General features: G+C 69.7%; 18 protein-coding genes. 5 read left to right on the top strand and 13 right to left on the bottom strand.

Annotated features, from left to right (window positions below):
* Positions 1-319: 319 nt before the first annotated feature.
* The 13 genes from ACZ4YL_RS26590 to ACZ4YL_RS26530 all read right to left on the bottom strand — a co-directional run bounded on the left by ACZ4YL_RS26590 (position 320) and on the right by ACZ4YL_RS26530 (position 18,094).
* Positions 320-1,402 (bottom strand): ABC transporter ATP-binding protein, encoded by a 1,083-nt coding sequence (locus ACZ4YL_RS26590; protein ID WP_468119905.1) that lies wholly within the window; start codon positions 1,400-1,402, stop codon positions 320-322.
* Entirely contained in the window at positions 1,395-2,378 is a 984-nt protein-coding gene (locus ACZ4YL_RS26585; protein WP_351155632.1) for an ABC transporter ATP-binding protein, read from the bottom strand. Before ACZ4YL_RS26585 ends, ACZ4YL_RS26590 begins: the two co-directional genes overlap by 8 nt.
* A gap of 12 nt (positions 2,379-2,390) precedes the next feature.
* Positions 2,391-3,431 carry an ABC transporter permease gene (locus ACZ4YL_RS26580; RefSeq protein WP_468119903.1) on the bottom strand — a complete coding sequence of 347 codons (1,041 nt, stop codon included), beginning with the start codon at positions 3,429-3,431 and terminating at the stop codon, positions 2,391-2,393.
* Positions 3,424-4,347: an ABC transporter permease gene (locus ACZ4YL_RS26575; RefSeq protein ID WP_468119901.1), complete on the bottom strand. Its 924-nt coding sequence runs from the start codon at positions 4,345-4,347 to the stop codon at positions 3,424-3,426. Before ACZ4YL_RS26575 ends, ACZ4YL_RS26580 begins: the two co-directional genes overlap by 8 nt.
* Positions 4,348-4,378: 31 nt before the next feature.
* Entirely contained in the window at positions 4,379-6,007 is a 1,629-nt protein-coding gene (locus tag ACZ4YL_RS26570) for a peptide ABC transporter substrate-binding protein (protein WP_468119899.1), read from the bottom strand.
* A 107-nt stretch (positions 6,008-6,114) separates the two neighbouring features.
* Complete coding sequence (locus ACZ4YL_RS26565; protein ID WP_468119897.1) at positions 6,115-7,041, bottom strand: GNAT family N-acetyltransferase; 927 nt, start codon at positions 7,039-7,041, stop codon at positions 6,115-6,117.
* Between the two features lie 151 nt (positions 7,042-7,192).
* Positions 7,193-8,245, bottom strand: a complete 1,053-nt coding sequence (locus ACZ4YL_RS26560; protein WP_468119895.1) for an ABC transporter ATP-binding protein — start codon at positions 8,243-8,245, stop codon at positions 7,193-7,195.
* Positions 8,238-9,329, bottom strand: coding sequence for an ABC transporter ATP-binding protein (locus ACZ4YL_RS26555; protein WP_468119893.1), 1,092 nt, complete (start codon positions 9,327-9,329; stop codon positions 8,238-8,240). The genes ACZ4YL_RS26560 and ACZ4YL_RS26555 overlap by 8 nt, the downstream gene beginning before the upstream one ends.
* 9 nt (positions 9,330-9,338) lie before the next feature.
* Positions 9,339-10,262, bottom strand: a complete 924-nt coding sequence (locus tag ACZ4YL_RS26550) for an ABC transporter permease (protein WP_468119891.1) — start codon at positions 10,260-10,262, stop codon at positions 9,339-9,341.
* 23 nt (positions 10,263-10,285) lie between these two features.
* The gene (locus ACZ4YL_RS26545) at positions 10,286-11,179 is read right to left on the bottom strand and encodes an ABC transporter permease (RefSeq protein WP_468119889.1); all 894 of its coding nucleotides are present in this window, start codon (positions 11,177-11,179) and stop codon (positions 10,286-10,288) included.
* 230 nt (positions 11,180-11,409) lie between these two features.
* Positions 11,410-13,062 (bottom strand): peptide ABC transporter substrate-binding protein, encoded by a 1,653-nt coding sequence (locus ACZ4YL_RS26540; RefSeq protein ID WP_468119887.1) that lies wholly within the window; start codon positions 13,060-13,062, stop codon positions 11,410-11,412.
* A gap of 471 nt (positions 13,063-13,533) precedes the next feature.
* On the bottom strand, positions 13,534-15,438 hold the full coding sequence (gene typA / locus ACZ4YL_RS26535; protein WP_266380445.1) for a translational GTPase TypA: 1,905 nt from the start codon (positions 15,436-15,438) through the stop codon (positions 13,534-13,536).
* 334 nt (positions 15,439-15,772) lie between these two features.
* Positions 15,773-18,094, bottom strand: a complete 2,322-nt coding sequence (locus tag ACZ4YL_RS26530) for an ABC transporter family substrate-binding protein (RefSeq protein WP_468119885.1) — start codon at positions 18,092-18,094, stop codon at positions 15,773-15,775.
* Positions 18,095-18,440: 346 nt separating this feature from the next.
* On the opposite strand from ACZ4YL_RS26530, the gene ACZ4YL_RS26525 reads away from it, so the two are divergent.
* The 5 genes from ACZ4YL_RS26525 to ACZ4YL_RS26505 all read left to right on the top strand — a co-directional run bounded on the left by ACZ4YL_RS26525 (position 18,441) and on the right by ACZ4YL_RS26505 (position 25,450).
* Entirely contained in the window at positions 18,441-18,665 is a 225-nt protein-coding gene (locus ACZ4YL_RS26525; protein ID WP_030011281.1) for a hypothetical protein, read from the top strand.
* Positions 18,666-18,767: 102 nt separating this feature from the next.
* Positions 18,768-19,592 (top strand): hypothetical protein, encoded by an 825-nt coding sequence (locus ACZ4YL_RS26520; protein WP_468119883.1) that lies wholly within the window; start codon positions 18,768-18,770, stop codon positions 19,590-19,592.
* Position 19,593: 1 nt separating this feature from the next.
* Positions 19,594-21,519: a fumarate reductase/succinate dehydrogenase flavoprotein subunit gene (locus ACZ4YL_RS26515; RefSeq protein ID WP_468119881.1), complete on the top strand. Its 1,926-nt coding sequence runs from the start codon at positions 19,594-19,596 to the stop codon at positions 21,517-21,519.
* Positions 21,516-22,292, top strand: a complete 777-nt coding sequence (locus ACZ4YL_RS26510) for a succinate dehydrogenase/fumarate reductase iron-sulfur subunit (RefSeq protein WP_468119879.1) — start codon at positions 21,516-21,518, stop codon at positions 22,290-22,292. The genes ACZ4YL_RS26515 and ACZ4YL_RS26510 overlap by 4 nt, the downstream gene beginning before the upstream one ends.
* A gap of 44 nt (positions 22,293-22,336) precedes the next feature.
* Entirely contained in the window at positions 22,337-25,450 is a 3,114-nt protein-coding gene (locus tag ACZ4YL_RS26505) for a protein kinase domain-containing protein (RefSeq protein WP_468119877.1), read from the top strand.
* Positions 25,451-25,542 lie beyond the last annotated feature (92 nt).

Below are 25,542 nucleotides of genomic sequence, written 5' to 3'. Positions count from 1 at the left end.
TACGCGTATTCGTGCTCGGCAGGAGTCATACCCACCGTGCGCTACGGATCATAACTATCCGTACCAGCGCATCGATCGAAATCCGGCAGCACGAGGGGCGCATGCCGCGCATGAGTGGGGTCACGGGGAGGCCGGCCGGCGAGGCTGTACGCCTCCCCGGCCGGCTGTCGGCACCCGCACGGCCGCACGGCATCCAGGTTGCATGCCCCAGATCTCGGGGCAGAAACGGTCAAGTTGCCCCCACGTAAACGGAGTTGCCGGAGGCGTCTGCCGTTCCCCGCCCGACCCGCAGCGGTGGCCGGAAATGATCGGTCGGCGGCTACTCCTTCGTCAGCGGATCCGCCGGAGGCGGGGGCGGCGGGGGCGGCGGGGGCGGCTGGTCCGACGGCGGGACCACCTGCTTCTCCGCCGCGAAGTGGCAGGCCGACGGGTGCGCCGCCGGGCCCGAGGGGAAGACCTGCGGGACCGCGAGCAGCGGGACCTCCGCCGTGCAGCGGGGCTCGGCCTTCCAGCAGCGGGTGCGGAAGGGGCAGCCCGAGGGAGGGTTGGCCGGGGACGGGACGTCACCGCTGAGGATGATCCGCTCGCGGTGGGCGCGGGCCTCCGGGTCCGGGACCGGGACGGCCGAGAGCAGCGCCTGGGTGTACGGGTGGGTCGGATGGTCGTAGATCTGGCTGTCGGTGCCGATCTCGACGATCCGGCCCAGGTACATGACACCGACCCGGTCGGAGATGTGCCGGACGATCGAGAGGTCGTGCGCGATGAAGACGTAGGACAGGTCGAAGTCGCTCTGCAGCCGGTCCAGCAGGTTGATCACCTGGGCCTGGACGGAGACGTCCAGCGCCGAGACGGGCTCGTCGGCGACGATGATCTCGGGCTGCAGGGCCAGGCCCCGGGCGATGCCGATGCGCTGGCGCTGGCCGCCGGAGAACTGGTGCGGGTACCGGTTGATGTACTCGGGGTTCAGTCCCACGACATCGAGCAGCTCCTGGACCTTCTGCCGGCGCGAGCCCTTGGGAGCCACCTCGGGGTGGATCTCGTACGGCTCCCCGATGATGTCGCCGACCGTCATGCGCGGGTTCAGCGACGTGTACGGGTCCTGGAAGACCATCTGGATGTTGCGGCGCACGGCCTTCAGCGCGCGCCCCGACAGCTTGGTGATGTCCTCGCCCTTGTACGAGATCGCGCCCGCCGTCGGCTGCTCCAGATGGACCAGCATCTTGGCCACGGTGGACTTCCCGCAGCCGGACTCGCCCACGATGCCGAGCGTCTCACCGGCGCGCAGGTCGAAGGAGACGCCGTCGACCGCCTTGACCGCGCCGACCTGCTTGCGGAAGACGATGCCCCGGGTCAGCGGGTAGTGCTTGACCAGGTCCTTCACTTCCAGCAGGGACTCAGCCATGGAGGCACTCCTTCCAGAAGTGGCAGGCGCTGGTGCGCTCCACTGGGGACTCGGTCACCCGGTACAGCGGCGGGACGTCGGTGCGGCACACCGCCTGCGCCATCGGGCAGCGCGGGTTGAAGGCGCAGCCGGGCGGGATGGCCACCAGGTTCGGCGGCAGGCCCTTGATGGCGTACAGCTCCTGGCCCTTCTGGTCCAGGCGCGGGATCGAGTCCAGCAGGCCGCGCGTGTACGGGTGCGCGGGCGCCTTGTAGATCTCGTGGACCGGAGCCGCCTCGACGATCCGGCCCGCGTACATGACCGCGATCTTGTCGGCCACGTCCGCGACCACGCCCAGGTCGTGGGTGATCAGGATGAGGCCCATGTTCAGCTCGCGCTGGAGCTCGGCGAGCAGATCCATCACCTGGGCCTGGACGGTGACGTCCAGGGCCGTCGTCGGCTCGTCCGCGATGATCAGCGAGGGCTCCAGGGCCAGCGCCATCGCGATCATGATGCGCTGGCGCATACCGCCCGAGAACTGGTGCGGGTAGTCCCCCACCCGCTCCTTCGCCGCCGGGATCTTGACCCGGTCCATCAGCTCGACGGCCTTGCCCTTGGCGTCCTTGCGGGACATCCCGCGGTGCACCTCGTACATCTCGGCGAGCTGCGCGCCCACGCTCAGGACCGGGTTGAGGGAGGAGAGCGCGTCCTGGAAGATCATCGCCATCTCGGCGCCGCGGATCTTGCGCCGCTCCTCCTCCTTCATCTTGAGGAGGTCCTTGCCCTTGAAGAGGATCTCGCCGCCCGCGATCCGGCCCGGCGGCACGTCGAGGATTCCCATCACTGCCTGGGCGGTGACCGACTTGCCGGAGCCCGACTCGCCGAGCACGGCGAGCGTCTCGCCCTCGGCCACCGAGTAGTTGACGCCGTTGACGGCCTTGGCGACTCCGTCGCGCGTCTTGAATTCCACGTGCAGGTCGCGGACTTCGAGCAGCATGTGCGGGGCTCCTCAGCGCAGCTTGGGATCGAGGGCGTCGCGCACCGCGTCGCCGAGCATGATGAAGGCGAGCACGGTCATGCTCAGCGCGCCGGCCGGCCAGAGCAGCATGTGCGGGGCGTTGCGGATCTGCGGGGCCGCGTTGGAGATGTCGATGCCCCAGGAGACGGTGGGCGGGCGCAGGCCGACGCCGAGGAAGGACAGGGTGGCCTCCAGGGCGATGTAGGTGCCGAGCGCGATGGTGGCGACGACGATGACCGGGGCGATGGCGTTGGGCGCCACGTGCCGGAGCATCATCCGGCCGTTGCCGGCGCCGAGGGCCCGGGCCGCCTGGACGTAGTCGTTCTGTTTGGCGGTGATGACGGAGCCGCGGCCGATGCGGGCGATCTGCGGCCAGCCGAGGAGCACGATGAAGCCGACCACCGGCCAGACGGTGGTGCTGGTGACCACGGACAGGAAGACCAGGCCGCCGAGGACGACGGGGATGCCGAAGAAGATGTCGGCGACCCGGGAGAGCAGCGCGTCGCCCCAGCCGCCGAAGAACCCGGCGAGCCCGCCGAGCAGCGAGCCGAGCAGGGCGGCGCCGAAGGTGGCGCAGACGCCCACGGTGATGGAGGCGCGGGCCCCGTAGACGGTACGGGTGTACACGTCGCAGCCCTGGGTGTCGTAGCCGAAGGGGTGGCCCGGGGAGGAGCCCTGCTGCGACTTGGACAGATCGCACTGCAGCGGGTCGCCACTCGCGATGAGCTGCGGCCAGATCGCGATGATCACGAGGAAGATGATCATCAGCGAGGAGATCACGAAGACGGGGTTGCGGCGCAGCTGGTGCCAGGCGTCGGACCACAGGGAGCGGGGCTTCTCCCGCGACCCGGGCCCGGTCCCGGTGGGGGCGTCGCCGAGGGCACGTCCGCCGGAGGCGGCTGATGCACTCAGTTCCAGGCTCTCGGCCTCGTCCAGCGCGAGATCCATGGGCCCGCCTTGGCCGGTGGGTGCGATGGCCTCCCCCTCTCCTGGTTCCAGCGGGTCATAGGCGGGCTCGTTGTACTCAGGCATAACGGATCCTCGGGTCCAGGACCGCGTAGAGAAGGTCGACGAGCAGGTTCGCCAGCAGGAAGACGATGACGAGGATGGTCACGAAGCCGACCACCGTCGGGGAGTTGTTGCGCAGGATGCCCTGGTAGAGCTGGTAGCCGACGCCGTGGATGTTGAAGATCCGCTCGGTGACGATGGCGCCGCCCATCAGGGCGCCGATGTCGGTGCCGATGAAGGTCACGACGGGGATCAGCGAGTTGCGCAGCAGATGGCGGGTGACGACCCGGCGGCGCGGCAGGCCCTTGGCGACGGCGGTGCGCACGTAGTCGGCCTTGACGTTCTCGGCGATGGAGGTGCGCGAGAGCCGGGTGACGTAGGCGAGGGAGACGAGCGCGAGCACGAGTCCGGGCAGGATCAGCTCGTTGAAGGGGGCGTCCGGGGAGACGGTGGGCCGCACCCAGCCCCACTGGACGCCGAAGACGTACTGGAGCACGTAGCCCGTCACGAACGTCGGTACGGAGATGACGACGAGGGTGAGCACCAGCACGGAGGTGTCGACGGACTTGCCGCGGCGCAGCCCGCTGATCACGCCCAGGGGGACCCCGATGATGATCTCGAAGAAGATCGCGACGATGGTCAGGCGCAGGGTGACGGGGAAGGCCGAGGCCATCAGCTCGGTGACCGGCTGGCCGTTGAAGGCGGTGCCGAAGTTCCCCTGGAAGATCTGGCCCATGTAGTGGAGGTACTGCTTCCACAGGGGCTGGTCGAGGAAGAGGTCCTTGCGGATGCGCGCGGCGGTGGCGGGGTCGGGCGCCTTGTCGCCGAAGAGGGCCGCGACCGGGTCACCGAGCGCGTACACCATGAAGAAGATCAGGAACGTGCTGCCGATGAACACCGGGATCATCTGGAGCAGCCGCCGGATCACATAACGTCCCATGGACTGCTCCAGGATCGATCCGAAACGCGGGTCAGCTGACCTTGATCTGGTCGTACACGGGGACGCTGAACTGGTTGAGCGCCACGTCCGAGAGCCGCTCGGCGTAGCCCGCGCTGCCGTTCTGGTACCAGAGCGGGATGGCCGGCATCTGCGCGGCGAGGATCTTCTCGGAGTCCTGGAACTTCGCGACGGCCTTGGCCTGGTCGCTCTCCTGGTTGGCCTCGTCGACGAGCTTGTCGAAGTCCGCGTTGCTGAACTTCCCGTAGTTGGAGGAGGCCCCGGTGTAGTAGAGGGGCTGGAGGAAGTTCTGGATCAGGGGGTAGTCGGCCTGCCAGCCGGAGCGGAAGGGGCCGGTCAGCTTGAAGCTGCTCTGCTGGTTGCGGAAGTCCGCGAAGGTGCCGATCGGGTTGACCGTGCAGACCGGGCCCTCGCCCAGCGCGTTGTTGATGCTGTTGCAGACGGCGTCCATCCAGTCGCGGTGCGAGCCGGTGTCCACGTTGGAGGTCAGCGTGACCTTGCCGCCGGGGAGCCCGCCGGCGTCCGTGATGAGCTTCTTGGCCGCGGCCGGGTCGTAGACGCAGGCGTCGCCGCAGACCGTGGAGGAGAAGCCGCCCTTCTCGCCGAGGGCCGGGGAGGTCCAGTCCTTGGCCGGGGTGCGGGTCTCGCGGAAGATCTGCTTGGTGATCTCGTCGCGGTTGATGGCCCGGGAGATACCGATCCGGACGTTCTCCATCCCTTCCTTGCTCCACTGCGGGTCGTACAGCGGGAAGGTCAGGGTCTGGATGATGAGGGCCGGCTGGTTGATGTACCGGTCACCGAGGTCGTTCTTGACGTTCTTCAGCTGCTGCGCCGGGATGTCGTCGACGAGGTCGAGGTTGCCGGAGATCAGGTCCGTGTATGCGGTGTTGTTGTCGGTATAGACCTTCAGGTCCACGCCGCCGTTCTGCGCCTTGTCCGGGCCGGGGTAGGTGTCCCACTTGCGCAGCTTCATGCCGGTGCCCTTGGTGTACGAGTCCACTGTGTAAGGGCCGTTGCCGATCGGCTTGTTCAGCCAGCCGGCGTGGTCGGTGAAGAAGGCCTTGGGCAGGGGGGAGAAGGCCTGGTAGCCGAGGGTCTCGGGCCAGGTGGAGAACTTGTTCTTCAGGGCGACCGTGAAGGTCTTGCCGTCCTTGACGACCAGTCCGGACATCGTCTTGGCCTTGGGCTCACCGGAGGCGGGGTGGACGTCCGCGTAACCGACGATGTCGGAGAAGAACGGCGAGTTGTTCTGCTTGTTGCGCACGTCCGCGCCGTAGTTCCAGGCGTCGACGAAGGACTGCGCGGTGACCGGCTCGTCGTTGCTGAACTTCCAGCCGTCCTTCAGCGTGATGGTGAAGTTCTGACTGTCCGTCGTCTCGATCTTCTCGGCGACCATGTCGAGGGCCTCGCCCGTCTTCGGGTCGTAGCGCTTGAGACCCCGGAAGAGCATGTCGAGCACCTTGCCGCCCTGCACCTCGTTGGTGTTGGCCGGCTCCAGCGGGTTCTGCGGGTCACCCCACGAGGAGCTGACGATGCCCGCCTCGCCGCCTCCGCCGCTGTCGCTACCGCCGCCGCAGGCCGTCGCCGCGAGGGCGACGGCCACCGCACATGCGGCCCACGTGGCGTGGGTGGCTCCGCGCATGGAGTGCCTCCTAGGGATCCCAAGACTCGCTTAGGGGCCAATGTCACCCTATGTGGGGTCCTGCACACTCCTCGTTGGACCGATTGCACCCGCGCGTCACGCCCCTGTCACCCCTGGGGGTGCAATGAAAGCTCCCATGAGTCGACCGCGTAGTGCAGGCCCATGCCGTGCGCCTCGTACAGCGCGAGCGCGCCGGTCTCGTTGTGGGTGTCCACGCCGAGGCCTACGCAGTCCCGGCCGCGCTCCGCGTAGACGGCGAAGCAGTGACGGAGCAGGAAACCGCCGAGGCCGAGGCCCCGTACCCCCTTCGTCACGCCGAGGTGGCTGACCCAGGCCATGCTCGTCCGGTCGTCCCGGGTGAGCAGCACGGCCACGTCGCCGTGGCCGGGCAGGCTCGCGATCCACACCAGTGACCAGTCGAGCTTGCGACCCTCCATGTGATCGAGCCAGGTCTCGTACGGGCGGTCCACATGGCCGAAGTGTGCGGCGAAGGTCTGCTCGATCAGGGCGTGGGCCCGGTGGCGGTCGGCCTCGTCGTCGCCGCAGTGGCGCAGGGTGAGCCCGGCCGGCGGGGTCGGCGCCGGGTCGGCGGCCGGGGACAGGGAGCGGGTCATGACCTGGTAGCGGCGGATGGTGCGGTAGCCGCGGCCGGTCAGGAGGGACAGGTCGAGGGTGGGCTTCACGTTGAGCTGCATTCTCAGCACGCCCTGACCGCCGGTCAGCTCCCGGGCGCGGGCCTCCATGCGCTCCAGCAGCAGGACGGCGGCCTCGTCGTGGCCGGGCAGTACGTAGTGGTCCCCGTCGACGCGGCCCGGGCCGGAGTCCGCCCAGACGAGGGCGTAGGCCACGAGCCGGCCGTCCTGGTGCGCGAGCCAGGAATCGGTGGCCAGGTCCACGTCCGGGGCGTTCAGGTCGGACTCGACGGTGCCGAGATCGGTCTCCGGCCGGCCGATCTCGATCATGTCGACGGCATTGAGCAGGGCGCAGATGTCGGCCGCGTCCCCGGGCCCGGCGGGCCGTACGGTGAGGGTCATGGCGTCACTCTCCGACCCCGGCTCCCGGGGGCGCAACCGGATTCCCCGGGCTCCCGTCCACGGGGGCGGCGACCCCGGCACCGGAGACGAAAACGGCTGGTCCCCGGCGCCGTGAGGCACCGGGGACCAGCCGTCGGAAAGAACGCGTCGGTCAGACGGCCAGGATGGCCTTCTCCTCGGCGAAGTGGCACGCGGACTCGTGCGCGGCCAGGGTGTTCACGCCCTTGAAGCGCTCCGGGATCGCCAGCAGCGGCTCCTCGGTGGAGCACTTGTCCTGGGCCTTCCAGCAGCGGGTGCGGAAGCGGCAGCCCGACGGCGGGTTGGCCGGGGACGGGACGTCACCGGTGAGGATGATCCGCTCGCGGCCCTCGCGCGCCGACGGGTCCGGGACCGGGACGGCGGAGAGCAGCGCCTGGGTGTACGGGTGGGTCGGGTGCTCGTAGATCTCGGCGTCGGTGCCGATCTCGGCCATCTTGCCCAGGTACATGACGCCCACGCGGTCCGAGATGTGCCGGACGATCGAGAGGTCGTGCGCGATGAAGAGGTAGGAGAGGTTGAACTCGTTCTGCAGCTTCTCCATCAGGTTGATGACCTGGGCCTGCACCGACACGTCGAGCGCGGAGACCGGCTCGTCGCAGATGATGATCTCGGGCTGCAGGGCGAGGCCGCGGGCGATGCCGATGCGCTGGCGCTGGCCGCCGGAGAACTGGTGCGGGTACCGGTTGATGTACTCCGGGTTCAGACCGACGACGTCCAGGAGCTCCTGGACCTTCTGCCGGCGCGAGCCCTTGGGAGCCACCTCGGGGTGGATCTCGTAGGGCTCCCCGATGATGTCGCCGACCGTCATGCGCGGGTTCAGCGACGTGTACGGGTCCTGGAAGACCATCTGGATGTTGCGGCGCACGGCCTTCAGCGCGCGGCCGGACAGCTTGCTGATGTCCTGGCCCTTGTAGAAGACCTCGCCGGCGGTCGCGCGCTCCAGGTTCATCAGGAGCTTGGCGACCGTGGACTTGCCACAGCCGGACTCGCCGACGATGCCGAGGGTCTCGCCCTGGTAGAGGTCGAAGGAGACCCCGTCGACGGCCTTGACCGCGCCGACCTGCTTCTTGAACAGGATGCCCTGGGTCAGCGGGAAGTGCTTGACCAGGTTACGGACCTGGAGGATCGGCTCGCGCTCGGTGGCGTTCTTGGTGAGCTCAGCCATGGATCTGGTCCTTCCAGAAGTGGCACGCGCTGCCGCGGCCGGGCAGTTCGGTGCCGTCCTGCTCGGTGACCGGGTGCAGCACCGGGATCTCGGTGCGGCAGATGTCCTGCGCCTTGGGGCAGCGGGGGCTGAAGGCGCAACCCGTGGGGATGCGGAGCAGGTTGGGCGGCAGGCCCTTGATCGCGTAGAGCTCCTGGCCCTTCTGGTCCAGGCGCGGGATCGAGTCGAGCAGGCCACGGGTGTACGGGTGGGACGGGCGCTTGTAGATCTCGTGGACCGGAGCGGTCTCGACGATCCGGCCCGCGTACATGACCGCGATCTTGTCCGCGACGTCGGCGACGACGCCGAGGTCGTGGGTGATCAGGATCAGGCCCATGTTCATCTCGCGCTGGAGCTCCGCGAGCAGGTCCATGACCTGCGCCTGGACCGTCACGTCGAGGGCCGTGGTCGGCTCGTCGGCGATGATCAGGTCGGGCTCCAGGGCCAGCGCCATGGCGATCATGATGCGCTGGCGCATACCGCCGGAGAACTGGTGCGGGTAGTCACCCACGCGTGCCTTGGCGGCGGGGATCTTCACGCGGTCCATGAGCTCGATGGCCTTGAGCTTCGAGTCCTTCTTGGACATGCCCCGGTGGACCCGGAACATCTCGCCGAGCTGGTCGCCCACCGAGTAGACCGGGTTCAGGGAGGACAGCGCGTCCTGGAAGATCATCGCCATCTTGTCGCCACGGAGCTTGCGGCGCTCCTCGTCGGACATCTTGAGGATGTCCTTGCCGTGGAAGCGCACCTCGCCGCCGGACACCCGTCCGGGCGGGCTGTCGAGGATGCCCATGATCGCCTGAGCGGTGACGGACTTGCCGGAGCCGGACTCGCCGAGCACGGCGAGGGTCTCGCCGGCACTGACGCTGTAGCTCACGCCGTTGACGGCCTTGGCGACCCCGTCCCGGGTCTTGAACTCGACCTGGAGGTTTTCCACCTCCAGCAGCGGCACGGCGGATCCGCCGCCCGTCTCCGCAACGCTGAGAATCTCCGACGTGGTCACGCCGCCACCTTCGTCCTGCTTGCTGATGTTGTCTCGGGGCATCGGGCTGCCCTACCGGAGCTTCGGGTCGAGTGCGTCACGCAGGCCGTCGCCGACGAAGGCGAAGCCGAGCACGGTGACGACGACGAAGAGGCTGGGGAAGTACCACAGGTAGTCGCTGACCCCGATGAAGCCCTGACCGGCCGCGAGCATGTTGCCCCACTCGGGGACGTCGACGGGGACACCGGCGCCGAGGAAGGACAGCGCCGCCACACCGATGATCGTGGTGCCGACGTTGAAGGTCGCGTAGACCAGCACGGCGGTCAGCGAGTTGGGCAGGACGTGCGTGCGCACGATGCGCCAGCCGCTCGCGCCGAGCGCCTTGGCGGCGTGGACGTAGTCCATCTCACGCACGGACAGGATCGAGCTGCGCAGGAGCCTGGCCACGGTGGCCCACGAGAAGATCGCGAGCGAGATGATCACCGGCGTGATGCCACGGCCGGTGACCAGGATGATGACGATGGCACCGATCATCAGCGGGAACGCGAGGAACACGTCCGCGACGCGCATGACCAGCGTGTCGGCGAAGCCGGGGAAGTAGCCGGCGATGGCGCCGAGGATGACACCGATCAGCACGGCGAAGAAGATCGAGGCGAGGCCGACGAACATGGCCACGCGGGTACCGGCTATGAGACGCGAGAACATGTCGCGACCCAGGGCGTCGGTACCCATCCAGTGGGTGGCGTTGGGCGACGCGAGGGTGTTCTCAAGGTCCTGCGCGCCGGGGTCGAACGGGGCGAGCATGTCCCCGAAGATGGCGGTCAGGAACAGCAGAACGATGATCACGAGGCCGACGACGGCCAGCTTGTTCTGAACGAAGCGGTGGCGGATCTCGCCCCACTGGCTCAGTTGTTTGGGGGCGGGTTCGGCCTTGACCGAAACGGACGACGCGGGGTTCTCGTCCCCGATCGCCGGGCTCGTTGCGAGCTCAGACATGAGGAAATCCTCCTTGGGGGCGGTCAGCTGAGGCGGATACGCGGGTCGAGGGCCGCGTACAGCAGGTCCACGATGAGGCTGAGGACGACGAAGATGGCGACGCTGTAGGTCACCACGCCGATCACAATCGGGTTGTTCTGCTGCTGAATCGCCTGAACCAGCGCCAGACCGACGCCGTCCCAGTTGAAGATCGCCTCGGTGATGAGCGCACCGCCGAGGAGTCCGCCGAACGAGATACCCAGGTAGGTGACCACGGGGATGGACGAGTTGCGGAGCACGTGCTTGAACAGCACACGCCGGCGCGGAAGTCCCTTGGCCACGGCCGTCTTCACGTAGTCCGCGCGCAGCACCTCAAGCATCGTGCCGCGGGTGAGGCGGGCCACGAAGGCGATGTCGGTGATGGCGAGGGTGACCGCGGGAAGGATCATGCCGTTGAGCTGATCACCACCGATCGGTGGGAACCAGCCGAGTTCCACGGCAAAGTACTTCTTGAGCAGCATGCCGATGACGAAGGTTGGGAAACCGACCGCCATCGTCGTAAAAAATGTCGTGGTCATGTCCAGCATGCTGTATCTGTAGAGCGCGGAGATGATGCCCACGCCCATACCGAACGCCGTGACGAGAACGATGGCCAGCAGGGCCAGCTTCGCGGTGTTCTGCAGCTTCGGGCCGAGGATCTCGGAGACCTCGCGCCGCTGGATGAAGTCCTCACCGAGGTCTCCGGTCGCGACCTTCGCGACATAGTTCACGTACTGCTCGGGCAGCGACTTGTCGAGCCCGTAACGCGCCTTCAGTTCCGCGACCACTGCGGGGTCGCGTGCCTTGTCGCTGCCCGCGATCGAACCCACGGGGTCACCGGGGAGAACGAACAGACACGCGAACAGAACCATGGTCGCGCCGATGAGGACTATGACCATCTGCCCGAGGCGACGGGCGACGTACCTTCCCATGTTTTGCCTCTCTACCTGGCCGCTTCTGGGAGCAGCGGCCTCCGACCCAAGGAACGGGCCGGCTCTCGGCCAGCGGGGATTGCCCGCGGATGTGAGGGGTGCCGAAGTAAAAACGGCCTGCCGAGCGGGGCCGCGGCCCACCGGTCACCCGGGGGCCGCGGCACGTTCGCTCCTGACGGATATACCGTCCGAACCGATTACTTCTTGAGCGAGATCTTCTCGAGGATCGGGTCCTCGTTGAAGTTGATGTCGTCCAGACCGTTGAACTTGTCCGTCGCCATCAGGCGGAACTGGGAACGGTTGAAGGTCGGGATGAGCGCCATGTCGTCCATGGCCATCTTCTCGGCCTGCTTGTACATCGCGATGCGAGCGGCCTCGTCCTTGGTGGCGCGGGCCGTGTCGATCAGCTTGTCGAACTCGGGGTTGTTGTAACGGACGCGGTTGTCACCGGTCACGTTGCCCTCGGCGTCCTTGTTCATCGAGGCCGAGTGCAGCAGCGGGAACAGGAAGTTCTCCGGGGTCGGGTAGTCCGCGCCCCACGCGAAGCGGTAGATGCCGGTGGCGCCGCCGCCCTGCTGCTCCTTGAGCATGCCCGGGAAGTCCTTGCCGTCCAGCTTGACCTTGACGCCGAGGACGTCCTCAAGCTGCTTCGCGATGGCCTGGACCCACTCTTCGTGGCCCGCACCGGTGTTGAAGCTGAACTTGATCTCGGTACCCGGCTTCAGGCCGCCCTTCTCGGCGTACTCCTTGGCCTTGGCGACGTCCTGCTTGACGCAGGAGACGCACAGGTCCTTCTGGTACGCCTTCGGGAACGCCGGCGGCACGATGGTCGTCGACGGGGTCTGGTAGCCCTGGAAGACACCCTTGGCGATGGCCTGACGGTCGATCGCGTAGGAGATCGCCAGACGGGCGTCCTTGTTGTTGGTCGGACCGTTGTCACCGATCGGCAGAACGAAGTTCATGCCGTTGGTGTCCTTGGCGAACCACTTGTTCTGCGGCTTGTACTTCGCCTCGGCCGTCTTCAGCATCGGCGTCGGGATGTGCGCGTAGTCGAAGGTGCCGGCCTGGAAGCCGTCGTACTCGAGCTGCTGCGCGGTCTTGTCGTTGAGCAGCGTGACCTGGACCTTCCCGAGGGAGGCCTTCTGCAGCGAGTAGTCGTCGTTGCGGACGAGGTTGATCGCCTTGTTGTGCTCCCACGAACCGTCCATCTTGAACGGACCGTTACCGATGGGGGCCTCGCCGAACGCCTTGTCCTCTTCGCCGACCTTGGCGACCTTCGGGACCGGGCTGTAGGCGTTGTGCGCCGTCTTCAGGACGAACTCGCAGTCCGCCTTGGACAGGTCCACCTTGATGGTGGTCGGGTCCGGCGTGGTGACACCGGAGAAGGTCTTGGCGGAGCCGTCCTGCAGCTCGGCGTAACCCTTGATGCCGGCGAAGTGGTACGCCACGTCGGACGCGGCGGCCTTGTGCGCGGCACGGGCCCAACCACGGGCGAACGACTCGGCGTCGACGACCTCGCCGTTGGAGAACTTGGTGTCGGGCTTGATCTTGAAGGTCCAGGAGGTGCAACCCTCGTCCGACGTCGCCGACTCGGCGAGCGCGGGCTCGGCCAGGCCGTCCGGCGTGTTTCCGTACAGGCCGGTGAACAGGGCGTTGGCCAGCAGCACGCCGGTGGACTCGTGGGCACGCCCCGGGTCGATCGTGTCCGGCTCGGTGCTACCGAGCCGGAACACGCCACCGTTGGCGCTGCCCTTGTCCTTGCTGTCACCGTCACCGCCGCCACAGGCGGTAGCGGCCAGGGCGACGACAACCGCGCCCACGACCCACTTGGCGCTCTTGGCACCGCGCATGGGTTTCCTCCTCATGAGTCCACTGATCGACTTGAGGGGCAAAAAAACCTCGCCGACACCCCTGACGGCGAGCATTTCCGTGCCCATAGTGTGCTCGTGAGTCGGCGCGATCCCCACATCGCGTGACCCATTGACCCGAGCTCAATGGAGCCATCCTCAGGGACTGCCAGGCCGTAAACCACACTTAAGTGGTCTCGTTTTCACAACATCGATCCGCGTCAGAAACCCGAAATCCGGACAAACGGATAGGAGACAGACACGTGCGAAACGGACGGTTAGCTCATCTTCCGGAGTGTCACGGTCGGTATGCGGACACCTGAACGCAAAAATCCGCTTGACAAAAGCGAACAGCCCCTCCCTTCACGGACACCGTGAAGGGAGGGGCTGCTGCACTACCAGGGCCCTGCGGCCGGCTGCGCCCGCCGTGGCCGCGGCCCGAGCAAATCCGGGCGAACGGCCGTACGGCTGTTGCTACTTGGCGGACTTGGCGCGCGACGCGGTGCGCGAGCGGTCCTTCTGGTCCAGGACGACCTTGCGGATGCGGACGGCCTCCGGGGTCACCTCGACGCACTCGTCGTCGCGGCAGAACTCCAGGGACTGCTCCAGGGAGAGCTTGCGGGGCGGCACCACGTTCTCGGTGTTGTCCGCGGAAGCCGCACGCATGTTGGTGAGCTTCTTCTCCTTGGTGATGTTCACGTCCATGTCGTCGGAGCGCGAGTTCTCGCCGACGATCATGCCCTCGTACACCTCGGTGCCGGGGTCGGTGAACAGGACGCCGCGCTCCTGCAGGTTGATCATCGCGAACGGCGTCACCGAACCGGCGCGGTCGGCGACCAGCGAACCGTTGTTACGGGTGACCAGCGGGCCGAACCACGGCTCGTGGCCCTCGTGGATCGAGTGGGCGATGCCGGTGCCGCGCGTGCCCGTGAGGAACTCCGTACGGAAACCGATGAGACCGCGCGACGGGACGACGAACTCCATGCGGACCCAGCCGGAGCCGTGGTTCGACATGTTGTCCATGCGGCCCTTGCGGACGCCCATGAGCTGCGTGACCGCACCCATGTGCTCCTCGGGCACGTCGATCGTCATGCGCTCGACCGGCTCGTGCACCTTGCCGTCGACCTCCTGCGTGACCACCTGCGGCTTGCCGATGGTCAGCTCGAAGCCCTCGCGGCGCATCTGCTCGACCAGGATGGCGAGCGCGAGCTCACCACGGCCCTGGACCTCCCAGGCGTCCGGGCGCTCGGTCTCCAGCACGCGGAGCGAGACGTTACCGACGAGCTCGCGGTCCAGACGGTCCTTGACCTGGCGCGCGGTGACCTTGCGGTCCTTGACCGCGGACTTGGCGTCCGCGCCCTTGCCGCTGCCGCCACGGCCGACCATCGGGGAGGTGTTGGTGCCGATGGTCATGGAGATCGCCGGCTCGTCCACCGAGATCAGCGGAAGCGCGATCGGGTTCTCCGGGTCGGCCAGGGTCTCGCCGATCATGATCTCGGGGAAACCGGCGACCGCGCAGATGTCACCCGGGCCCGCCACCTCGGCCGGCTTGCGGGTGAGCGCCTCGGTCATCATCAGCTCGGTGATGCGGACGTTGGAGATCGAGCCGTCACGCTTGATCCACGCGACGGTCTGGCCCTTGCGCAGCTCGCCCTGCTCGACGCGAACCAGCGCGATACGGCCGAGGAAGTTGTCGGCGTCCAGGTTGGTGACGTGGGCCTGGAGGGGGGCCTCCTCGTCGTACACCGGGGCGGGGACGTGCTCCAGGATGGTGGAGAAGAACGGCTCCAGGTTGGTGCTGTCCGCCGGGACGGTGCCGTCCTCGGGCTTGGTCAGCGAGGCCACGCCGTCACGGCCACAGGCGTAGACGATCGGGAACTCGATCTGGTCCTCGTCCGCGTCCAGGTCCAGGAAGAGGTCGTACGTCTCGTTGACGACCTCGTCGATCCGGGAGTCCGGGCGGTCGGTCTTGTTGATGCAGAGGATGACCGGCATCTTCGCCTGCAGGGCCTTGCGCAGGACGAAGCGGGTCTGGGGCAGCGGACCCTCGGAGGCGTCCACCAGCAGAACGACGGCGTCCACCATCGACAGACCGCGCTCGACCTCACCACCGAAGTCGGCGTGGCCGGGGGTGTCGATGATGTTGATCGTGATCGGGGCCCCGCCGTCCTTGGGGTGATACTTCACCGCCGTGTTCTTGGCGAGGATCGTGATGCCCTTCTCACGCTCCAGGTCGTTCGAGTCCATCATGCGGTCGTCGAGGTGCTGGTGGGCGGCGAAGGCACCGGCCTGCTTGAGCATGGCATCGACGATGGTCGTCTTGCCATGGTCGACGTGGGCGACGATGGCGACGTTACGGATGTCGTGGCGCGTGGGCACTTCGGCGCTTCTCCCGGGATCGTGGATGGCGTCGCGTACGGTCCGGCACGCGCGCCTCGGCCGGGCGAAAACCTGCCACGGCCTTACCCCATGGTACGTCGAGTGGCGGGAACCGCCTGCCGGGGGTCTGTCAAGAGGCCGGATGTATGAGTGCGGCCGAGGGTTGCGTGGGGTGCCCCGGCCGCCGATCCTGCCGGTATTCACGCGGGTCAACGGGTATGCACGACCTTGCCCGCCGGGGGATCCGGCGGGCAAGGGACTTGAGTCACATCTGAGCTTGTGACCCGTCGGTCAACCAGACAGGCACCGCTTTGTCACCACTTCTTCTCCCGCGCTACTTCTTCTTGTCCTTCGCGGTCGGTGCCTTCTTCCAGCCGATGTCCTGGTAGCGGGGGGCGCCGAGGCCGAAGGCACCGGCGTTGGCGAGACCCGGCTTGACCGCCACCAGCTCGGGGCGCTGGAAGAGGGGGATGGAGCCGGCGGCGGCCCAGATCCGGGCGTCCGCCTTGCGCATCAGCTCGCGGGACTGCTCCTCGTCCAGCTCGCCGACCGCCTGATCGAACAACTGGTCGATGTGATCGGTGCCGACCCGTGTGTAGTTCTGTTCGACGAGGAGCGAGCCGTCTGCGGCCGGCTCCGGCTTGGCGAAGATCGGCCGGGCGTCGGTGGCCGGGTAGGCCGTCGCGGGCCAGGAGTACAGGGCCAGGTCGTACTGGCCGGAGGCGATGTGGTCCTTGAAGAAGCTGTCGTCGGCCACCTTGATCGTCTCGGTGTTCACGCCGATCTTGCGGAGCATTCCGGCGATCCGCTCGCCGACCGTGCGCAGGGACTCCGAGCCGGGGCCCGCCGGGAGGACGAAGCGCAGGCTGAGCGCCTTGCCGTCCTTAGCGAGCATGTTCCCGGAGGTGCGGACGGGCTGCTTGGCGGGGGCCGGGGCCGGGGAGGCCTTGGCGGGGTCGGCCGCGTCGCCTTCGCGGGCCGGGGCCCCCTTGCCGTCGTCGGCGGCCTCCGCCCGGGCGGCCCGGGCGGCCCGGGCGGCCCGGGCGAGCAGGGACGCCCGCTGCTCGGCCCCGAAGGGGGCCGGGGCGAGCACCGGGGACGGCCCGTCCTGGGCTCCCGCCGGGGCGGTGTCGCTCTCCGGGCGGTCGGCGGCCGCCGACCTCGGCTCGCCGTTGGCCCCGTCGTCCTGGCCCACGATGTAGAGCCCGTCGTTTCCGGTGCCCGGGCCCGACGGGGTCTTCGAGTCGTCCTGCGGCGCGCTCTCCGGGCCGGCCTTGGCGCCCGCGGGCTCGGTGATCTTGCCGCCCTTGCGCCAGCCCGCGTCCGCGAGCAGGGCCTGGGCCGCGTGGGTGTCCCGGCCGCCGAGCGCGTCGCTGTTGTCGGCGTACGCCCGCTGCCCGGCCAGGGCCAGGTGGCTGCCGACCGGCTTCGCGGGCAGGCCGAGCGGCCCCAGGACGGCCTCGGCCAGCGCCTTGCGGTCCAGGGCCCGGGCCACCGCCCGGCGCACCCGCTCGTCCGCCAGCGGGCCGGAGGCCCCGTTCATCGCGAGCTGGGTGTAGGCCGGCTCCAGGGACTTCCGTACGGTGAAGGCCTTCAGGGCCGCCTGCTCGTCCGCGTACCGCTTGACCGAGGCGAGGTGCTTCTGGCGGCTCTCCGTCTCCGCCGCCGCCTTCTCCTCGTCCGCACCGAAGGCGGTCGCCCACGACAGCGTGGCCTGCGCCGGGGTCAGCGCGGCCTCCGGGCCGTGGGCCGGGGCACCGCCCGTGCCCGGGCCGTTCTTGGCGGCCGCGTCCCGGCGGGCCAGTGCGATCCGGTCGGCCCCGGCCCGGTCGATCTCCGCCAGATCGAGCTTCCCGGCGGCCAGCGCCGCCGGGCGCTCGGCCCGCGGGACCGCCGTCAGGACGAGCGTGTCCAGCTTGGCCTGCCGGCCCCACCAGCGGGCGTTGCGGGTCAGGGCGGCGGTACCGGTCTTCTTGTCGATCGCGCCGAGCGCGAAGGGTCCGGCGGTGATCTTGAGCGCGCCGCGGGCGCCCTCGTTGAAGGCGTCCGGGGTACCGGTGACCTGCTTGGGGTAGAGCGGGGTGAAGAGGGAGCGCCAGTCGGCGTACGGCTTGTTGAAGGTGACCCGGACCTCCAGGTCGGTCTTGCCCTTCTCGATCTTCTCGATCCGCTCGTAGCCGGCGTTGCGCGCCGTCCAGTACGCCGAGTCCTTGCCGTTCAGGGCCCGCCACTGCGCCACGAAGTCTGCGGCGCCGATCTCGCGCCCGTCGCTCCACACCGCCTTCTGGTTCAGCTTGTACTGGACGACCTGCTTCGGCTCCCGCTCGATGACCTCGGCCTTCTCCAGGTAGTCCGGGTTGACCACCGGCCGCCCCTTGGCGTCCAGCACGAAGAGCTGGGGCAGTACGGCGCCGGCGATCCTGTTGGTGGTGGCGTCCGCGTCGGCCTGGAAGGTGTTGAGGGTGTCCGGGAGCGTGTCCACCGCCCAGCGCAGCACACCCCCGTCCGCGACCTTGTCGCGGGTGGTCGTGGCGATGTCCTGTCCTGCGGCGGCCTGGCCGCCCTCGTCGTCACCCGCGCCGCAGCCCGTGAGCAGCGGCAGTGCGAGGACTCCCGAGGTCAGGAGCGCCAAGGACCTGCGCCTTCTCTGGGACATGGGTGGTACCTCCGGGGCGGGGCGTGGGGGAAGCATGATCACGTTCGGCGGTATATGGAGCTGATCACACCGGTTGCCGGAACCCACTGAAATAGACGGTCCGCCGCACCCCTCGCAGCCGCCTCTCGCCACGCCGCGAACCCCACCCGTGCGGACCAATCCCGCTTGCGCGACAGGAGGCGTTCCCCCGGGAGAGGGATGAGAATGGGGGGCAGGGAGGGGCGCACGGTTCACGCCTGCGCGCCTGCAATCGCTGCACGTCCCTTCACAACGGGGGACGGGAAGCGCGACACTCGCAGGCGCACATGAGCGTTGCCACCGCACCTGGCGGAAGTGAGGGCAAATCATGTCCCTGCAAGACGATCTGAGTGCCGTACGGCGCAACCTGGACGAGCTGACGCGCAAGGTCGAGCGGCTGGAACAGCGGGCTGCCCGGCAGAAGCCGTCGACGACGGCGGCGGGTCCGGACCCGTCCCGGATGGTGACGGTCCCGGACACCCCGTACGACAGCTCCCTGTGGACGGACTCCGACGACGAGGGCCTGGGCGCCCGCGACCGCCGCGCCCCCTGAGGCAGCCCGTCACGGACACGCATCCACCCACGCCCCGTCCGGTCCGGCCGTCCGCGGCCGGACCGGACGGGGCACCCCTCATCACTCCTCCCGGAGTCTTCTTTGGCCACAGGCACGGAACGACCCCAGCAACGGCCCGGCGGCGTCCACGACGCCTCACGGGCCGCGATCGCGGCCCGGCACCTGCGGACCGACCGGTGGTGGCTGGCCCCCGCCGGCACCGCGGCCGGGCTGTTCGCCTTCATCGTCTACTCGACCTGGCGGGCCTTCGCGAACGCCGACTACTACGCGGCCCCGTACGTCTCCCCCTTCTACTCCCCGTGTCTCGCGGAGAACTGCGTCCCGATGAAGGGCGGGCCCAACTGGGAGATCTTCGGCAGCTGGTGGGTCCTCTCCCCCGCCCTGCTGATCCTGATCTTCCCGCTCGGCTTCCGGCTGACCTGCTACTACTACCGCAAGGCCTACTACCGGGGCTTCTGGGCCTCGCCGCCCGCCTGCGCCGTCGCCGAACCGCACACGAGGTACACCGGCGAGACCCGCTTCCCGCTGATCCTCCAGAACGCGCACCGGTACTTCTTCTACGCGGCGGTCCCGGTCGCGGGCATCCTCACGTACGACACGGTGCTGACCTTCCGCGACGAGCACTACGCCTGGGGCCACATGGGCCTCGGGACCCTGCTGTTCCTGGTCAACATCACGCTGATCTGGGCCTACACCCTGTCCTGCCACTCCTGCCGCCACATCATGGGCGGCCGGCTCAAGCACTTCTCGAAGCACCCGGTGCGCTACCGGCTCTGGGGCTGGATCAGCCGGCTCAACGCCCGCCACATGCAGCTGGCGTGGGCCTCCCTGATCAGCGTGGCCCTGTGCGACTTCTACGTGTACCTGCTGGCCAGCGGCGCGTTCACCGACCCGAGGATCTTCTGAGATGGCTCAAGTGGAACGGCAGCAGTGGGACGTGGTCGTGGTCGGCGCGGGCGGCGCCGGGCTGCGCGCCGCGATCGAGGCCCGCGAGCGCGGCGCCCGTACGGCCGTGATCTGCAAGTCCCTGTTCGGCAAGGCCCATACGGTGATGGCGGAGGGCGGGATCGCCGCCTCCATGGGCAACGTCAACGAGGGCGACAACTGGAAGGTGCACTTCCGCGACACCATGCGCGGGGGCAAGTTCCTCAACCAGTGGCGGATGGCGGAACTCCACGCGAAAGAGGCCCCGGACCGGGTCTGGGAGCTGGAGACCTGGGGCGCCCTCTTCGACCGGACGCCCGACGGGAAGATCTCCCAGCGCAACTTCGGCGGGCACGAGTACCCGCGCCTCGCGCACGTCGGCGACCGCACCGGCCTGGAGCTGATCCGCACGCTCCAGCAGAAGATCGTCCAGCTCCAGCAGGAGGACTTCAAGGAGTACGGGGACTACGAGGCCCGGCTCAAGGTCTTCCAGGAATGCACGGTCACCAGGGTTCTGAAAACCGAGTCCACCAGCGGCTCCGCCGCGGAGCAGCGGGTCTCGGGGACCTTCTGCTACGAACGCGAGTCCGGCCGCTTCTTCGTGCTGGAGGCCCCGGCGGTCGTCCTCGCCACGGGCGGGATCGGCAAGTCCTTCAAGACCACCTCCAACTCCTGGGAGTACACGGGCGACGGCCACGCGCTGGCCCTGCTCGCAGGCGCGCCCCTGCTCAACATGGAGTTCGTGCAGTTCCACCCGACCGGCATGGTCTGGCCGCCGTCGGTCAAGGGCATCCTCGTCACCGAGTCCGTGCGCGGCGACGGCGGGGTGCTGCGCAACTCCGAGGGCAAGCGGTTCATGTTCGGCTACGTCCCCGACGTCTTCAAGGAGAAGTACGCGGAGTCGGAGGCGGAGGGCGACCGCTGGTACGAGGACCCGGACCACAACCGGCGCCCGCCCGAGCTGCTGCCGCGCGACGAGGTGGCGCGGGCGATCAACTCCGAGGTGAAGGCGGGCCGCGGCTCCCCGCACGGCGGGGTCTTCCTCGACGTGTCCACCCGGATGCCGGCCGAGAGGATCAAGCGGCGGCTCCCGTCGATGTACCACCAGTTCAAGGAGCTGGCGGACGTGGACATCACGGCGGAGCCGATGGAGGTGGGCCCGACCTGCCACTACGTGATGGGCGGGATCGCGGTCGACTCGGAGTCCGCCGCCACCGTCGGGGTGCCGGGGCTGTTCGCGGCGGGTGAGGTCGCGGGCGGGATGCACGGCTCGAACCGGCTCGGCGGCAACTCCCTCTCCGACCTGCTGGTCTTCGGACGGCGGGCCGGACTGCACGCGGCGGAGCACGCCGCGGCCAGCGGTGAGCGCCCGGCGGTCGCCCAGTCGGAGATCGACGCGGCGGCGGCGGAGGCGCTGGCCCCCTTCCACGCCGCCGAGGGCGCGGAGAACCCGTACACGCTCCACCAGGAACTGCAGACGACCATGAACGACCTCGTCGGCATCATCCGGCGCGCGGGCGAGATGGCCGAGGCGCTGGAGAAGCTCGCGACCCTGCGCGTACGGGCCTCCCGGGCCGGTGTCGAGGGACACCGGCAGTTCAACCCCGGCTGGCACCTCGCCCTGGACCTGCGGAACATGCTGCTGGTCAGCGAGTGCGTGGCCCGTGCGGCGCTGGAGCGCACCGAGAGCCGGGGCGGGCACACTCGCGAGGACTGCCCGTCGATGGAGCGCGACTGGCGTCCGGTGAACCTGCTGTGCCGGCCGGTGGACCCGCCCCCGGCGGACCCCGCAGCCGACCGGATCGCCCTGGTCCGCACGCGCACCGAGCCCATCCGTCCCGACCTGCTCGCGCTCTTCGAGAAGGAAGAGCTGGTCAAGTACCTCGCCGAAGAGGAGTTGCACCAATGAGTACGTACGACGCGAGCTTCCGGATCTGGCGGGGCGACGCGGAGGGCGGGGAGCTGCGCGACTTCACCGTCGAGGTGCACGACGGGGAGGTGGTCCTGGACATCGTCCACCGGCTCCAGGCCACCCAGGCCTCGGACCTGGCGGTGCGCTGGAACTGCAAGGCGGGCAAGTGCGGCTCGTGCAGTGCGGAGGTCAACGGCCGGCCGCGGCTGATGTGCATGACGCGCATGTCGACCTTCGAGCGGTCCGAGACGATCACGGTCACCCCGCTGCGCGCCTTCCCCGTCGTCCGGGACCTGGTGACGGACGTGTCCTTCAACTACGCCAAGGCGCGGGAGGTCCCGGCCTTCGTACCGCCGGAGGGGGTGGCCCCGGGCGCGTACCGGATGCAGCAGATCGATGTGGAGCGCTCGCAGGAGTTCCGCAAGTGCATCGAGTGCTTCCTGTGCCAGGACACCTGTCACGTGGTGCGTGACCACGAGGAGAACAAGGGCGCCTTCGCCGGGCCGCGCTTCCTGATGCGGGTGGCGGAGCTGGACATGCACCCGCTGGACGCGGCGGCGGAGGCGGGCCTGGACCGCAAACGCACCGCGCAGGAGGAGCACGGGCTCGGCTACTGCAACATCACCAAGTGCTGTACGGAGGTCTGCCCGGAGGGCATCAAGATCACCGACAACGCGCTGATCCCGCTGAAGGAGCGGGCGGTGGACCGTAAGTACGACCCGCTGGTGTGGCTGGGCAGCAGGATCCGGCGCCGTTCCGATCCCGCATAGCCCGTTCGCGATGGACAATGCTCCCTGGAAGAACGTCGGTTGACGTGGCGTCAGGGGGCTTCGCGGTGCGGATGGGGGACGTGCTGGCCGGCCGGTACCGGCTGGACCGGCAGCTCGGGCACGGCGGCATGGGCCAGGTGTGGCGCGGGCACGACCTGACGCTGGACCGGTCCGTGGCGGTCAAGGTACTGCTGGAGGCGGCGACGAGCGACGAGGTCGTCACCCGCTTCCGGCGCGAGGCCACCATCGGGGCGCGGCTCCAGCACCCCGGGATCACGGTGGTGCACGACGTGGGGCAGCAGGAGGGGCGGCTCTTCATCGTGATGGAGCTGCTCGCGGGCGAGGACCTGGGGTCGGTACTGGCCCGCGAGCGCGGCGGGCTGTCGGTCGCCGCCGCGCTCGGGATGGCCGCCCAGACGGCGGAGGCCCTGGCCGCCGCGCACGAACAGGCGGTGGTGCACCGGGACCTGAAACCGGCCAACCTCTTCCTGCTGCCCGGCGGCCGGGTCAAGATCTGCGACTTCGGCATAGCGCACTCCTCGGACGCGACGGCGGGCTGGACGGTCACCGGCCGGATGTTCGGCACCCCGGCGTACATGGCCCCCGAGCAGTGGCGGGGCGAGCACGTGGACGCCCGGTGCGATCTGTACGCGCTGGGGTGCGTGCTGTACGCCCTGCTGAGCGGGGAGCCGCCGTTCGGGGCGGCCGAGCAGATGTACGTCCTGATGCGCAGGCACATCGAGGACGCCCCGCGCCCGCTGGGCGTCTCCCCCGAACTGAACCGGCTGGTCCTGGCGCTGCTGGCGAAGGCCCCGGCGGACCGGCCGGAGTCGGCGGAGGCGGTCGCCAAGGACCTGCGGGGGCTGATCGGAGCGGGCGGCGCCACCCCCGCGTACGTGCCCACCGTGATCGACCCGGCCACCTCGGCCCCGGACGCCGCAGCCCCGGACGTGCCGGAGCCCGCCTGGGAGTTCGTACGGGAACTGCTGCGCGAGGCGGAGGAAGCGGTGCGCGCCGCGCCCCGCGGCAGGGAGCTTCGCGTGATGGCCCTGGCCGTCGCCGCCAACGCCGCGGCGTGCTTCGACTCCGGCCTGGCGGGCCGGCTGCTGGCGGACGCCGAGGCCTGTGCCTGGACCGAGGGCGGCGGCGACGGGGCCCGGATCGCCGGGATGCTGACCATACTGGCCCGGTACATCGCCGCCCGGGCCCCCGCCCGCACCGAGCGGCTGCTCACCGAGGCCGAACAGGCCCTCTTCACCGTGTTCGGATCGAACCGCGAGACCCCGCTGCGCAGGGTGGCCGAGGAACTGGCGGGGGTCGCCCCCGAGCGCGGTGTCCACATGGCCCTGCACCAGTTGGGGGACCCGTCCTCGGGGAACCGCGTCTGGGCCCGCGCCGCCGTCGCCGTCGCCCGCACCGACCCCGGGCTCGCCGAGAGATACCTGGAGGAGATCCGCGACGCCGAGCTCCGCGCGGCCACCGAGGCGGACGTCTTCGGAGGGGTCGCCGACCCGGACCTGCCCGGCGCGCTGCGCCTCGCCGAGGGCATCCGGCAGCCCGGAAGGCGCGCCCTGATCCTGGCCCGGCTCGCCCACACCCACGCCGCCGCCGGGGACGTGAAGGGCGCCGCCGAGGTCCTCGACCGTGCGGAGCGGACCTTCTCCCGTGCCGCACGGGAACGGGCCGCCGCGCTGCGGGAGGCGGCCGCCGGGTTCGCCGAGCGGGGGCAGCTCGTCCAGGCCGAGCGGCTGCGCAGCCAGGCGGAGAACATGCTGCGGACGGACGCCGAACCCGTCGGCGACCCGGAGACCGACGTGGTGCTGGGCGCCCTGGCCGATGCCCGCCGCCTGCTCGCGCAGGGCCCCCCGGCGGCCCTGGACCCGGCGAGCGCCCGGGAACAGGCCGCCGAGGCGCGGGCCGCGCACCGCCAGGGGCCCGAGCGGGCGCTCGCGCTGGCCGGGATCGCCCGGCTGTGCGTGGCGGGAGGGCCGGCCCCCTGGCTCCCGGAGGTGGCCGCGGATCCCGGCACCCCGCCGGACCGGCGCCCGGTGCGCGCCGCGGGCGCCGACGTCCCGCTCCGTCCGGACCGGCTGCAGGCGCTGTCCGGAGTGCCCCGGTGGTTCACCTCGGCCACGCCGGGGTCCGTCCGCCCGGCCGGGCCCAACGTGGCCTGGCTGGCGGGTGAGTACGTGGGCTCCGTACGCGCCGACAACGGGGCGACTCTGTGGACGGCGGCCGCCGACGCGGGCGTGCCGGCGCCCCCGCCGGCCGGGCCGCGGACGGTGGCGCTGGCGGCGGACCCCTCGGGTGCCACGGTCTGCGTCGCGGTGCAGCTGCGGGACGGGCCCGGAGTACGGCTGCTGGCCCGGGAGCCGATGAACGGCAGGGTGCGGTGGTGGCGTGACCTGCCCGGAGAGACCGCCGTGAACGCGCCGGACCCCGCACGGTTCGCGATGGCCGGGAACCTGGTGCTCTACGGGGGCCGGGAGGCGGTGACGGCCCTCAGCGAGCTCAGCGGGGAGGAAGTCTGGCGCCACCCGGGGCCCTTCACCCGCGGGCTGACGATGACGGTCGGAGAGAACTGCCTGGTCCTCGCCGACCAGGACCGGCTGACGGGCCTGCACCTGCCGAGCGGCGCCCCGCTGTGGCCGGGGGCGGCGGCCGGGGCGCCGGCCGTGTCCGTCGGCCCGGTCCACGTCGTGGACGGTACCTCGCTGCGCGCGCTGCACCAGGGCAAGGGCCTGCCGCTGTGGTCCTTCGAACTGGGCGTCCCGGCGTCCGGCGTGCTGGTCGAGGCGGGGGTGGTGTACGCGGCCGGGACAGGTCCGCAGACCCAGGGGGACGCGGTGTTCGCCATCGACGCGGACTCCGGCCGGGAGCTGTGGCGCAGGCGGGTCACGGCGCGGAGCGATGCCCGCGACTGCGTGCTCGAACTGCTCGGCATCCGTGCGGGACTGCTCTACGTGAAGTCGGCGACCGGCAGCACCGGGCTGCTCCGCCGGCAGTCCGGGACCCCGTTCCTGACCGCCCTGGACCTCGCGACCGGCAAACCGCGCTGGCGCTGGGAGCACCCCGGCATCGGCCGCCGCGACGCGGTCGTGCACGGGGGCAGTGTCGTCCTCCCGCTGCCCGAGCTCACGGCGATCGCCCTGCCGTGAGCCCCGGGCGGGCGGCCCGGACCTCAGTTCTGGGCGTGGTCGATGACGTTTCCGTCGGAGCAGTCGTCAGCGTAAGGCGGCGCGGCGAGGCC

The organism is Streptomyces sp. NPDC030021 (assembly GCF_055574035.1).
The sequence above is the reverse complement of the archived record's forward strand: the minus strand, read 5'-3'. Positions and strand labels throughout refer to the sequence as shown.